The 12,599-nt window shown below is 55.0% G+C and carries 14 protein-coding genes; 7 read left to right on the forward strand and 7 right to left on the reverse strand.

Annotated elements, in window-relative coordinates; genetic code table 11:
* Window positions 1–14: 14 nt before the first annotated feature.
* Window positions 15–875 (reverse strand): SDR family oxidoreductase, encoded by an 861-nt coding sequence (locus B4E62_RS09685; RefSeq protein WP_331351912.1) that lies wholly within the window; start codon window positions 873–875, stop codon window positions 15–17.
* Window positions 876–941: 66 nt separating this feature from the next.
* Here B4E62_RS09685 and B4E62_RS09690 point away from each other — a divergent pair, with 66 nt between their 5' ends.
* The 6 genes from B4E62_RS09690 (at window position 942) to B4E62_RS09715 (ending at window position 7,756) form a co-directional block, all read left to right on the forward strand.
* Window positions 942–1,850 (forward strand): hydrogen peroxide-inducible genes activator, encoded by a 909-nt coding sequence (locus tag B4E62_RS09690; protein ID WP_310068780.1) that lies wholly within the window; start codon window positions 942–944, stop codon window positions 1,848–1,850.
* 12 nt (window positions 1,851–1,862) lie between these two features.
* Entirely contained in the window at window positions 1,863–3,986 is a 2,124-nt protein-coding gene (gene recG / locus B4E62_RS09695) for an ATP-dependent DNA helicase RecG (RefSeq protein WP_331352040.1), read from the forward strand.
* A 282-nt stretch (window positions 3,987–4,268) separates the two neighbouring features.
* On the forward strand, window positions 4,269–5,672 hold the full coding sequence (locus B4E62_RS09700; protein WP_310068778.1) for an HDOD domain-containing protein: 1,404 nt from the start codon (window positions 4,269–4,271) through the stop codon (window positions 5,670–5,672).
* 112 nt (window positions 5,673–5,784) lie between these two features.
* A complete protein-coding gene (locus B4E62_RS09705; RefSeq protein ID WP_331351913.1) occupies window positions 5,785–6,582 on the forward strand; it encodes a hydratase in 798 nt (265 codons plus the stop codon).
* A gap of 14 nt (window positions 6,583–6,596) precedes the next feature.
* Complete coding sequence (locus tag B4E62_RS09710; protein WP_331351914.1) at window positions 6,597–7,007, forward strand: thioesterase family protein; 411 nt, start codon at window positions 6,597–6,599, stop codon at window positions 7,005–7,007.
* 2 nt (window positions 7,008–7,009) lie between these two features.
* Entirely contained in the window at window positions 7,010–7,756 is a 747-nt protein-coding gene (locus B4E62_RS09715; RefSeq protein WP_331351915.1) for a ZIP family zinc transporter, read from the forward strand.
* A 17-nt stretch (window positions 7,757–7,773) separates the two neighbouring features.
* On the opposite strand, the gene B4E62_RS09720 is transcribed toward B4E62_RS09715, so the two are convergent.
* The 5 genes from B4E62_RS09720 to B4E62_RS09740 all read right to left on the reverse strand — a co-directional run bounded on the left by B4E62_RS09720 (window position 7,774) and on the right by B4E62_RS09740 (window position 11,191).
* Window positions 7,774–8,622 carry a UDP-2,3-diacylglucosamine diphosphatase gene (locus B4E62_RS09720; protein ID WP_331351916.1) on the reverse strand — a complete coding sequence of 283 codons (849 nt, stop codon included), beginning with the start codon at window positions 8,620–8,622 and terminating at the stop codon, window positions 7,774–7,776.
* A gap of 83 nt (window positions 8,623–8,705) precedes the next feature.
* Window positions 8,706–8,939, reverse strand: coding sequence for a hypothetical protein (locus tag B4E62_RS09725; RefSeq protein WP_310068764.1), 234 nt, complete (start codon window positions 8,937–8,939; stop codon window positions 8,706–8,708).
* A gap of 165 nt (window positions 8,940–9,104) precedes the next feature.
* The gene (gene znuB / locus B4E62_RS09730; RefSeq protein ID WP_331351917.1) at window positions 9,105–9,890 is read right to left on the reverse strand and encodes a zinc ABC transporter permease subunit ZnuB; all 786 of its coding nucleotides are present in this window, start codon (window positions 9,888–9,890) and stop codon (window positions 9,105–9,107) included.
* Window positions 9,883–10,689, reverse strand: coding sequence for a zinc ABC transporter ATP-binding protein ZnuC (znuC, locus tag B4E62_RS09735; protein WP_310068759.1), 807 nt, complete (start codon window positions 10,687–10,689; stop codon window positions 9,883–9,885). The genes znuB and znuC overlap by 8 nt, the downstream gene beginning before the upstream one ends.
* A complete protein-coding gene (locus B4E62_RS09740) occupies window positions 10,682–11,191 on the reverse strand; it encodes a Fur family transcriptional regulator (protein WP_310068757.1) in 510 nt (169 codons plus the stop codon). The genes znuC and B4E62_RS09740 overlap by 8 nt, the downstream gene beginning before the upstream one ends.
* A 125-nt stretch (window positions 11,192–11,316) precedes the next feature.
* Here B4E62_RS09740 and B4E62_RS09745 point away from each other — a divergent pair, with 125 nt between their 5' ends.
* The gene (locus tag B4E62_RS09745; protein WP_310068755.1) at window positions 11,317–12,225 is read left to right on the forward strand and encodes a zinc ABC transporter substrate-binding protein; all 909 of its coding nucleotides are present in this window, start codon (window positions 11,317–11,319) and stop codon (window positions 12,223–12,225) included.
* On the opposite strand, the gene B4E62_RS09750 is transcribed toward B4E62_RS09745, so the two are convergent.
* Entirely contained in the window at window positions 12,193–12,477 is a 285-nt protein-coding gene (locus tag B4E62_RS09750) for a hypothetical protein (protein ID WP_310068753.1), read from the reverse strand. The two genes, B4E62_RS09745 and B4E62_RS09750, sit on opposite strands and share 33 nt — an antisense overlap.
* Between the last annotated feature and the right edge of the window lie 122 nt (window positions 12,478–12,599).

Below are 12,599 nucleotides of genomic sequence, written 5' to 3' on the forward strand. Positions count from 1 at the left end.
CGGGTTTTTTATATCTATAAGTTGATGAGTCCGTTATAGCCCGAGCGGAAATCCGGGTAGAGAAATGAATAACCCGTCGCCAACAAACTCCGGTTGCTAATGCGTTTATTGCCGCGTTCATTGACGGCGTCGGATGCAAAAAAATCCACAATTCCCAATTGGCTGGCAATCCAGTTGACGACCTCAACCATCGGAGTGGGTGATGAGTCCGTCGCTAGATAAACCGGCGCAAGATCTTGTTTGTGCTGCAGTTCGATCAAATGTGCGAGCACTCCGGCGCCATCATCGGCATGGATGCGGTTGGTGTAGTGCGGGCTGGCCGATGCGCGGTGTTGCCTCACCTGCTCAATCAAACGGTTGCGGCCGGGGCCGTAAATCCCGCTGAAGCGGACGCAACTGTGGGCGAAGCCGCTTTCTCGTATCACCTGTTCCGCCTCCAGCAAGCGCTTGCCGCTAAAGTTTTCGGGTTGGGTGGGCGATGATTCATCGACCCAACTGCCGTCGTTTTGTCCGTACACGGCGGTACTGGAGACAAACAGGATCAAACGCGGCTGGTGTTGGTGTTGTTTCAATCCCGTCACGAGATTGCGGCAAGTTTGCACATAAGCTTGTTCATAACCTCCATCGCTGCGCTCGGCGGGCGTCATGCTGATCACGATGACATCAAACGCTTCGCTGCCGAGCAGGGCGTCGAGTTGCCCGGTCTGGGTGGCATCGCACACGCGGTACTGGAGGTAGGGTAAATCTTCCGGCGGTTGGCGGCGCAGGCCGGTAATCCGATAGTGATGAGAGGCGAGTTGCTGTGCGAGGCGCTGGCCGATATCGCCACAACCGATGATTAATAGCTTTTCTTGTGAAGATGCGTTAATTGTCATTTGATAAAAGTCGCCAATCTGATAGTTTTAGGCTATTCACAGAAGTCTTAGTAACGGAGCTGCATTATGACCCTGACCGAATTGCGCTATATAGTCACGCTTGCCCAGGAGCAACATTTTGGCCGCGCGGCCGATCGCTGCTACGTAAGCCAGCCGACCCTGAGTATTGCAGTTAAAAAACTGGAAGATGAGCTGGGCATAGCGCTGTTCGAGCGCACCAAATCGCGCGTGCAGCCCACACCGCTCGGCGAGCAAATCGTAGCGCAAGCGAATCTGGTGCTCGAGCAGACAGCGGCCATTAAAGACCTCGCCGATGCCGGTAAAGACCAACTTAGCAGCCCCCTGTCGGTCGGCGCGATTTTCACTATCGGCCCCTATTTGCTGCCCAAGTTTATCCCCCATTTGCAAAAATTAGCGAGCAAAATGCCGCTTTATGTAGAAGAGGGCTACACCCACAACCTCCGCAAAAAACTGCGCAATGGTGAGTTGGATGTGATTATTGTGGCGCTGCCATTCGTTGAGCCGGATGTGGTTACCCAAGCCCTTTATGAAGAACCCTTTGTGGTGCTGATGCCTAAAGACCATCCGCTCGCCGCCAAAGAAGCCCTGAAACCGGATGACCTGAATGATCAACAGCTGTTGCTTCTTGGTGAAGGTCATTGTTTCCGCGACCAGGTGCTCACTACCTGCCCGAGCCTGCAACATCACGGCGAGGCCAACGCCAGCAACGTGCGCACCGCCGCCGAGGGCAGTTCACTGGAAACCCTGCGCCATATGGTCGCCTCGGGCCTCGGCCTGACTATATTGCCCGCCTCGGCCGCCGAGAGTTCGCTCTACAGCTCAGAAGTATTGGTCACCCGCCCGTTTATTGAACCGTCACCCAGTCGTACAGTTGCACTTGCCTGGCGCGCCAGCTTTCCGCGCCATAAAGCGATTGATGCCTTGCGTGCGGCGATTAAAGCCTGCCGCCACTGATCCTGGCGAGTAATATCTACTTTGGCATCTGCTAGCGAGAGAACCCTCGACCAAATCCCCGCCAGTGCTCTGAAGGGCGTTGGCGCCAGTTTGGCTGCCAAATTGGCGAAGATAGGCCTATTTAGCCTGCAAGACATCCTTCTGCATTTGCCTTTGCGTTACCTAGACCGCACCCGCATCACACCGATTGGCGCCCTGCAGCCCAACGTCAATGCGGTGATCGAGGCGGAGGTGCGCGCCTGCGATATCGTCTTTGGCAAGCGCCGCAGCCTAGTGTGTAAAGTGCAGGATGGCACCGGTACAATCACGCTGCGTTTCTACCATTTCAACAATGCGCAAAAGCAGCGGTTGGTGAGCGGCACACGTTTGCGGATTTTTGGTGAGACGCGCCGCGGCGCCTCGGGACTGGAGATGTACCATCCCGAATACGATGAGTTGAGCGCAGCGGCGCCCCTGCCGCTGGCGCAGTCGCTCACCCCGATATACCCAGCCACCGAAGGCCTGACCCAGCCACGCCTGCGCTCACTGGCACTGCAGGCACTGACATGGCTCGATACGCACGCGCTTAAAGAGTTGCTGCCCGATGTGGTGCGCCGCCAGTTGAACCAGTCTTCGCTTGCCGATGCTTTGCGCTATCTGCATCAGCCGCCGACCAATGCCAATATCCAGCAGTTGATGGATGTTGAGCATCCCTACCAGCAGCGTTTGGCGTTTGAAGAATTGTTGGCGCATCACCTGAGCCTATTGCTGTTGCGCCGAGAAACCCAGGCCGACGGCGCTACCCGCCTGAATTTGGATGCGAGTTTGCAGGCCCGCTTTTTGGCGCAGTTGGGCTTCAACCTAACTCGCGCCCAGAGCCGCGTCGTCAGTGAAATTGCCGCCGATCTGGCCAAACCTATCCCCATGCTTAGGCTAGTGCAGGGCGATGTAGGCTCCGGTAAGACGGTAGTGGCGGCACTTGCGGCTTTGGCTGCCGTCGCCAGCGGTAAACAGGCGGTGATTATGGCGCCGACCGAAATCCTCGCCGAGCAACATCGGCTCAATTTTGGCAAATGGCTGACGCCGTTCGGCATCCAACTTGGCTGGCTGACCGGCAAGTTAAAAGTGGCTGAGCGGCGCACCCAGCTGGCGGCTATCGCCAGCGGTGAAGCGCAGGTGGTGGTTGGCACTCACGCACTATTTCAGGAGGCGGTAGAGTTTGCGAATCTGGGTTTGATTGTGATCGATGAGCAGCACCGCTTTGGTGTTCATCAGCGCCTTACGTTATCGGAAAAAGGTACCAATAGAGAGAAAAATCGGCGATCCGGCTTGCTTCGCCCGCATCAGTTGATAATGACTGCTACACCTATCCCACGCACCTTGGCGATGAGCGCTTACGCCGATCTCGATTGTTCGGTGATCGACGAGCTCCCTCCCGGACGCACGCCGATTACCACGGTGGTGATCAGCGATAATCGCCGAGAAGAGGTGATCGAACGGGTGCGTCTGGCCTGCGAGCAGGGGCGGCAGGCCTACTGGGTGTGCACGTTGATCGAAGAGTCCGATGCGCTAGAGGCGCAAGCAGCCGAGGCGACCTTGACCAATCTGACGGAATCCTTGCCGCATCTGCGTATCGGCCTGATCCACGGTCGGTTGAAGCCAGCGGAAAAAGAGGCAGTGATGGCGGCGTTCAAGGCTAATACATTAGATTTATTGGTCGCCACTACGGTGATTGAGGTGGGGGTGGATGTGCCCAACGCCAGCCTTATGATTATCGAAAACCCCGAACGGCTTGGTCTTGCGCAATTGCATCAGCTGCGTGGCCGCGTAGGGCGCGGTTCGGCGGCGAGCCACTGCGTGCTGTTGTACGGTTCGCCACTATCGCACAACAGCCGCGAGCGCTTGCGGGTGATGCGTGAAAGCAGCGACGGCTTTTATATCGCCGAACAGGACTTACTGCTGCGTGGACCTGGAGAAGTGTTGGGAACCCGCCAAACCGGTGAAATGCAATTCAAAATTGCCGATTTGCAGCGCGACAGTCATTTACTACCCGAAGTCAAAGATGCCGCGCTCTTATTAATGAGTGATTATCCACAGCTGTGCGGCCAGTTAGTGTTGCGCTGGTTGGGTGAAAACCAACGCTATCTACAGGTATAACGATTGGCTTATAAGGATTTGGCGGATGTTTCTTCCTGTGGATGAGAATTGTTCCATTTTTTGACCGAGTTATCGATATCTTCCACCAGATTGCCCTGTGCACCCCTAAATCTCGACTATGCTTGGATAGATCGTCTGCCGGGAAACAATGCGCTCCGCCAATTATGTTGTTTGACTATATGAGAATTGCTTTTACTGGATTACACTCGTCAGACTAAAGCGGCCCAGAGTCATTTAAACCTATGCATATCAACCACTTGGAATTAAAAAGAGGAGTAGGCCGTGTCAGTCCCTACCAGTGTTCAATCATTGCTCAACAAGCAAAATGTGCATTATCAGGTGTCTGAAGTGCCAGTGAATGAGAATGAACGAGCGCTCTGGCATGACCAGCATTTACGTACTATGAGCGCAGCTAAGTCAGTAATCCTGCAGGACGGCAAAGGTCGGGTACAGGTGATTTTTGCAGCGGATCGCCTGCTGGATCTCAAGGCGGTCAACCGTCAATTAAGCCGCGAACTCCATGCCGCCAAACCGGAGGATGTCCATAAATTCTGTGTATCCCACAATCTGCAATCCATACCTGCGCTTCCCAAGCTCGCCGGCCTGCTGACGCTGATCGACCGCAGTCTGGTTGAGCGCAGTGAACTCTTGGCCGATTCGGGCGATGAGAAACAGCTGCTGCGTTTTAGCCGCGAAGAATTCCAGCAAATTATGGATGATGCGACTATTTGCGATATAGCCGTGCCGCTTGAGCCGCTGGAGGTGGACGATACCAGTACCAGCGATACCGATCAGATCCTCGGTGCAGTGCGCAATTTCACCCAACTGCGGGTGAAGCAGCGCTTAGAGGAAACCCTCGAATTACCGCCTTTATCGGATACTGCCCAGCGCATTATCAAGCTGCGTGTTAACCCCAATGCCGATATCAGCGATCTCGCCCAAATTGTGGAGACTGACCCTAGCCTTGCCGCGCAAGTGGTGAGCTGGGCAGCGTCGCCTTACTATTCGGCGCCGGGCAAAATCAAATCCATCCACGACGCCATAGTGCGGGTGCTGGGTTTTGACATGGTGCTCAATCTGGCGCTGGGCTTGTCGCTTGGTAAAGCCATGACCATCCCCAAAGAAGGCCCTCACGGTGCACTGCCTTACTGGCAGCAAGCGGTGTATATGGCAGCCACGATTGAAGGTTTGGTAACTGCCATTCCGCGCGACCACCGCCCCAGTTTTGGTATGGCCTACCTGTGCGGCCTGCTGCATAACTTCGGCTACCTGATTCTCGCAGAGGTGTTTCCACCCTATTTCCACAACTACTGCGAACTGGCGGATACCAATCCCCATGTGGATCATCAAGCCGTAGAGCGCCATTTGCTCGGCGTTACCCGCGAGCAACTAGGGGCAGCGTTGATGTCGCTGTGGTCGATGCCGGAGGAAGTAGTAGTGGGCTTGCGCCACCAGAACAATCCGCATTACCAGGGTGAGTACGCTGCTTACGCGAAGCTGATCTTTGTCGCACAGCGCTTGTTGCACCAGCACAATATTGGCCGCGGACCGAAATTGGCAATTCCTCCGCAGGTGTTTGAAGATTTGCATCTTGATCCGGAAAAAGCCTATACCACCGTGGCGAATATTATTGAGTCCAGCGATGACCTCAAACACATCGCCCATGAGCTGTCGCCGCACCACTAACAGCTGGATCAGCGGCAGCCAAAACCCCTTTCGAGGGGTTTTTTGTTTATGGTGTAAGTGATTTTTGATCGGTATGCTGCAGGTCATCTCCCACCAAATTGAGTAATGATTTATGAACGATTTCCCCGCTGCCGAGGCGGCCGCTATTTTGGTTGAACGCCGTATTAGTGGCAGTCAGTCTGAGCGATTGCCTGAACACTACCGCCCACAAAATCTGGACCAGGCGCTGGCTATTCAGGCCGCTGTCACTGATGCGTGGTGCGAAAAAATGGACGACAGCATCGGTGGCTGGAAATGCCTGTTACCACCGGAAGATAAGTTGGTTGTCGGCCCGATTTACACCCGCACCATAGACTCTGTACCACCGGTCAGCCTCTGGACTAAAACCACGGCTGAGGGCGAGCGAGCACGTATAGAACCTGAACTCGCGTTCTTTTTCGGCCAGGATTTACCCGCGCGCGCTGAGCCATATACCCCCACCGAAGTTGATGCCGCCATCGTCCGCACCCATATGGCATTGGAGTTGATCAACAGCCGCTACGCCGACCCGGCCAGCTGTGAATTCCCTGAAATGCTCGCCGATGGTCTCGTTAACCAGGGCCTGTTTATCGGCCCGCAGGTGGATTGCGCCAGCGCCCGTGGCGCCAGCAGCTTTACAGTGACCATGACCTGCGCCACTGGCGAAGTGATCGAGCGGCAGGGGCAGCACCCTAATACCCATCCGCGCGCGCCGCTCTATTGGCTGGCCGAATTCCTGCGCAGCAGGGGGGAGGGCATAGTCGCCGGACAGGCAGTGATTACCGGTTCCTATGCCGGGGTGATTGAAGTGCCACTCAACACCGATATCCGGATCGACTATGCTGGTTTAGGCAGCATGCAGGTGAGTTTTATGGCCAAACAGACCGCATAAAGGAGTAGAAACCAATGAGCCATGATGAATCACAACCGTTTTTTTCCTGCGACATTCCCGTCCGCTGGGGCGATATGGACGCCTATGGCCACGTCAATAATACGCTCTACTTTCGCTACTTTGAGGAAGCGCGTTTTATGTGGATGCTGGAGAAAGGGCTACCCCTCAAAAGTGATACCCACCCAGTAGTCGTCACTATTGGCTGCACATTTTTGCGCCCGATTTTCCACCCCGAGACCCTGCGTATTGACGTCTTTATCAGCGAGCCGGGGCGTTCCAGCTTTATGGTCAAGTACAAGGTCTACACCGCATCCCAACCGGACACCATGGCGGCAGAGGGCTATTCCAAAGTGGTGTGGGTGAGCAGTGTTGATGGCCGGTCGGTCCCGTTGCCCGATCTGGTGCGCGGCTGGTTTGGCAGTTGACCATGCCGCTGTGGCTGGAGGCTGGCGCTTGGGGGCTTATCGCCGCCAGCGCACTCTTACTGGGTTCGGCATTGGGCTGGTTTATCTACTTTCCTCCCAAAGTTGTCGCTTACATCATGGCTTTCGGCAGTGGCGTTCTATTTGCGGCGCTCAGTTTTGATTTGGTAGATGGTGCTTTGGCCGAAGCGGTTATGGGCTGGATTGCGGGTGGTTTTATGCTGGGTGCAGCGGGTTTTTCGCTGATCAACCACTGGCTGAATACATCCGGCGTCAAACATCGCAAACGTTCCCACAGCCAGCAACCGGCGGCGAACAATACCGGCGTGGCGATTGCGGCGGGCACCTTGCTCGATGGTCTACCCGAATCCATTGCGATAGGCTTGCTGGTTGCCAGTGGTGGCAAACTCAGCCTTGCCACTATCGCTGCTATTTTTATTTCCAATATTCCTGAAGCGCTTTCCAGTACTGCCGGTATGCGCCGTGCCGGCCATGGTGGTTGGTTTATGTTGCGGCTCTGGGGTGGTATGGCAGTCTTATCGGGGGTATTTGCGATTATCGGCGCAGTGTTTTTTGGCGGCGCGCCCGGGCACATCAAAGCGCTGATAACCTGCATCGCCGCCGGCGGCATTTTTGCGATGCTGGTGGAGACTATGATCCCCGAAGCCTTTGCCGAAACCCATGAGCTGTCAGGATTGATTGCCGCTGCTGGCTTTATCGCCGCTGTTACCATGCAGGCACTGGAAACCTGAATCCCTATCGTTAAACCTTAGGCGCTCTGTAACTCCTGCCAATGAATCTTATCGCTGTGATGCAGCAGGCGCATGCAGCCTTGATGATCTTCCACTAACGCGGTGCAGTTTTCGATCCAATCACCGCAGTTGGCGTAGCGTAAGCCGCCTTCTTCGCGCAGTGCCGGGTAGTGGATATGACCGCAGACCACGCCGTCGTAGCCGCGTCTCTTGGCCTCGGCAATGGCCTCCCGCTCATAGGTGGCAATCGCCGCTTTGGCGCCTTTGATGTTGCTTTTGATTAACCCGGCGAGCGAGAAGTAGGGGCGTCCCAGCAATTTGCGGAAGCGGTCTGACCAGCGATTGATAAACAATAACAACTCGTAACCGTGGTCGCCAATAACCCGCTTAAGCCAGCTATGGTTGATATAGGCGTCCATTGCGTCGCCGTGCATGATCAGCAGACGTTTGCCATCGGCCGTCACATACTCGTGCTCGCGCGCGATTTCAATCGGCCCGAACAACTGGCCGCTAAAGTGGCGGATCGGGTCGTCGTGGTTGCCGGGTACGTACACCACACGCACGCCTTTGGCAGCCAGTTCGTAGAATTTCAACATCACTTGATAGTGTTTTTGCGGCCAGCAAAAGCGACGCTTGAGCGACCACAAGTCCACAATGTCGCCCACCAGATAGAGGGTGTCGCAATGGATGTGGTTGAGGAAATCGAGCAAATAATCGGCCTTACAGTCGCGGAAACCCAGATGAATATCCGAGATCCACACAGTGCGGGCGTTAATCAGGTAGCTGGCAGGTTTGGGGCTATCCAGATAGTCGCTGCTGGCAGCAACAGGCAAGGGCGCAACAAGGGCATTGGCGGAAGAAGTCATAGTGCGTTTCCGTAGCTGTTTCACCCAAGTCTGCGGTGACCATGTGACGAAAACGCAACATTTTGATGAACTTTGGGTGACAGCTAGCCGCCGTTGTGTGCCGCTGTCAGGATCGGGGCTTGGTCGTGCACTAACCACTCCAATACCGCTTGACGGCTTTCCAGCATTTCCTGGTAGGTATGCAATACCACGGGATTGGGGTTTGGCTGCTGCCGCAAATGATCAATCCGCGCGAGCAAAAAGTTGATGTCGTTTTGCACCTTTTCGGCAACTTCCGTGCTGTTAAAGGCTTCGTTACCGATATTTAAAATTGTCATGTAGGCGTTGTCCTTGCTGATTTTGCCGCCAAACTTTACGTTTGTGTCAAGGCGGGATGTTGACCAGTATCCTTGAATCCCGAATGTGATAATAGTCGCAATTCTCGCTAAAGTTTGTGCGATTTGGCTTACAAAACGACAGCCTCGGAGGCCTGAATCGGCGCCTTAGGTCTGTTGTTTTTTCAGCAGTGTGAGGCTGAACAACAGGGTGGCGGAGAGCACAATCGCAGGGCCGGCGGGGCTATCCCACCAATAGGATGCCGCGAGTCCAGCCAGTACGGCGATGACACCGAGCAGGCTAGATACCAGCGCCATCTGCTCAGGTGTATGGGTCAAGCGACGGCTGGCGGCCGCGGGGATAATCAACAGCGCGGTAATCAGTAGTACGCCCACTACTTTCATCGCGATAGCAATTACCAGCGCCATTAGCAGCATCAAAGCGGTACGCACCTGGGTCACGGGTACGCCTTCCACCTGCGCCAATTCTTCGTGCACCGTAATTGCCAGCAGCGGGCGCCAGAGCCAGATAAGGGCGCCAATCACCGCCAGCGAAATAACCCAAATGCTAATCACGTCGCCTTGGCTGACCGAGAGGATATCGCCAAACAAATACGCCATAAGGTCGATGCGGTTTTCACTGAAAACACTCACGCAAACAAGCCCGAGCGCGAGAGTGGAGTGGGACAAAATCCCCAGCAGGGTATCTGTAGCAAGGAAGCGGTTGTTCTGTAGTGCCACCAGAATCAGGGCCAGCAGCAGACAGCCGAGGGCGATGGCGAGATTGAGGTTGATATCCAGTAACAGACCAAAAGTCACACCGAGCAGGGCGGAATGGGCAAGGGTATCACCGAAATAGGCCATGCGACGCCAGACAGCAAAGGCGCCGAGCGGTCCGGCTACTAGTGCTACCGCGATACCGGCGAGTAGAGCAAGCAATAAAAAATCAGGCATGGTGATCGTGTCCGCAAGCGCTGGTGTGGATATGGGCAGAGCCGCCGGGTTTGGCGTGGATCACGTTGCCGTGTGCATCGTGCTGGTGGTCATGGTGATGGGTATAAATCGCCACTTGCGGCGGATTGGCCGCACCTGCAGCTTCGCCGAACAGTGCAAGATAGGCCGGGTCGTTAGTCACCTGTTCCGGGTGGCCCTCGCAGCAAACATGCTGGTTAAGGCAGATCACCGTATCGGTTGTCGCCATCACCAAATGCAAGTCGTGGGATACCAGTAGCACCCCGCACTGGCGACGGTTGCGGATCTCGTTGATCAGTGCATAGAGCGCCGATTGCCCGGTCACATCTACGCCTTGCACAGGTTCATCCAGCACTAATAACTGTGGATCGCGCAAGAGTGCACGCGCCAGTAACACTCGCTGGGTTTCGCCGCCGGAGAGTGATTGCATGGGCATGTTAATGAGCTTATCGATACCGGTCAGCGACAGAGTCTCGGCTAGATCTGCGCGCGCTTTACCGCCTAATGCGAGGAAACGCGCCACAGTCAGTGGCAGGCTGGCATCGATATGGAGTTTTTGTGGCATATAGCCTATGCGTAGATCTGGCGCCTTGAGAACATCGCCTTCATCGACTTTGATCAGTCCGAGTACGGCGCGCACCAGAGTGGTTTTGCCCGCGCCATTGGGGCCAATAAGGGTGACAATCTTGCCCGTTCGCAGGGTTAAATCGGCGCGCTGTAAAATCTGGCGGCCATTGCGTGTCACACCCAAGCCGCGCGCTTTGATCAAATAATCACTCATGCCCATGCCCGTCATGTTCAGTGTTACCCGCGCAGTTTGCACAGAGGCCGGAGACTTCCAGCGACTGGCTCTCCACCTGAAATCCAGCGTCCTGCGCCACGCCAATAATCTGTTGGCTGAGTTGCGGTTGGTCGAGTTCGATAGCGATACCACAGGCACGGCATATCAAAAAATGGCTCTGGTGTTTGGTTGTCGGTGAAGGGCAACCGATAAACGCATTGAGTACGTTGATACGGTGAATCAATCCCTGCTCCAATAGAAAATCCAAGGCGCGATACACTGTCGGCGGCGCCACGCGGCGGGTATTGGCTTTGGCCAACATCTCCATCAATGTATAGGCGCCGAGAGGCTTGTGGTTTTGCCAGATGAGTTCCAGCACCTGTAAACGCAAATCGGTGAGCCGCACCCCGCGACCTACACAGAGCTGGCGAGCGGCTTCAAGCGCATCGCTAATGCAATGGTTATGGTCATGATGGCTGCAGGCGATGGGGGTGTGTTCCATAATTTCTCTGGCTAGATGCGCCCGGGCAAGTGGTTGGATAGAGCAGGTAGAGGGCGATGTAAACGTTCAGCTATGTTACTCTATAACCTTTCATCTGGCATGTATTTACGGGATTGGTTTGGGTTATGCGGTATTGCGGGGTTTCTTTCCAGCAGGGCTTGGCGCTTATCAGTCTGGCGTTGTTATTGGCGGTGCCAGCACAGGCGAAATTGCAGGTATTGGCGAGCATCAAACCGCTGGCGCTTATCGCACGGGAAGTGGCCGGTGACCAGGCCGACGTTGTCACCCTCTTGCCGATTACGGCTTCCCCGCACGACTATCCACTCAAAATGTCTGACCACAAACGCTTGCTCGCCGCGGATTTGGTGCTCTGGGTCGGGCCGGAATTGGAGAGTTTTCTTGCGCGCCCGCTCGCCAATCTTCCTGCGAATAGGTTAATCACCAGTTATGAGTTAACCGGCTTGCACTGGCCGTTAGCAGTGAAGGGCGATCATCATCACAGCAACCATGTCCATGTTGGGCATGATCCCCATATTTGGCTTGATCCACGCAATGCTGTGCTGATTGCGCAGGTATTGGCGGCACGTTTGGGGGAATTGCAGCCTGAGTTTGCTTCAGTCTTCCGCACTAATGCGGAGCGTTTCGCTACATCGGTACAATTATTGGATCAACAGTTGGCAAAGCAGCTGGAGCCGGTAAAGACTATGGGTTTTGCGGTTTACCATGAGGGCTATGGGCATTTTGTTGGGCGTTATGGCCTGCATCAAGTTGCTTATGTGACCTACACGCCCGAGCGGCGGCCTGGCGCACGACATCTGCAGGAGTTACGGGAGGTGCTAGCAAAGGAGGGGCAATGTCTATTTATGGAGCCATACTACAAAGCGCAGGGGATGGATGAGCTGGCAAAAACACTCAATCTGCGTATCGGTCTGCTGGATCCCATCGGTGAACAACAGGTATCCAGCTATCAACAACTGCTACAACAACTCGGCCAGAGCTTTTTAACCTGCCTTGCGGATCGGCGTGGTCACTGAGGCGTAGAAGGGTTTACGCATACTGACATCGCGCGCTTCCAGCATATCCAATTGACGCTTATTCAATTCCATGACGAACGAGTCGTAGTATTGACGAATATCTCGATCAGCTGATGCACCCGCCTCCCGCAACAACGCCAACATGCCATCCTGTGTAGCCATGCGATGGCGAACCCCGGTTTTGTGATAAACACAGCTCGCCAATTGTTGCATGCGAAAGATAGCGGTTTGGGAAAAAATTAAGGTGTCCATGACATCCTCCAGTGCGGTTATAAGCGGTTGGGCGCGTTTTTCGCGAGGAAGCTGTCCAGTAATTCAGCTTCACAGTTCGATTCTAGGTCAAGAAATAAACACCGTGAGGGGCTTAGGCGCCA

Source organism: Cellvibrio sp. UBA7671 (genome assembly GCA_002483145.1).
In the GTDB taxonomy this organism is placed as follows: domain Bacteria; phylum Pseudomonadota; class Gammaproteobacteria; order Pseudomonadales; family Cellvibrionaceae; genus Cellvibrio; species Cellvibrio fibrivorans.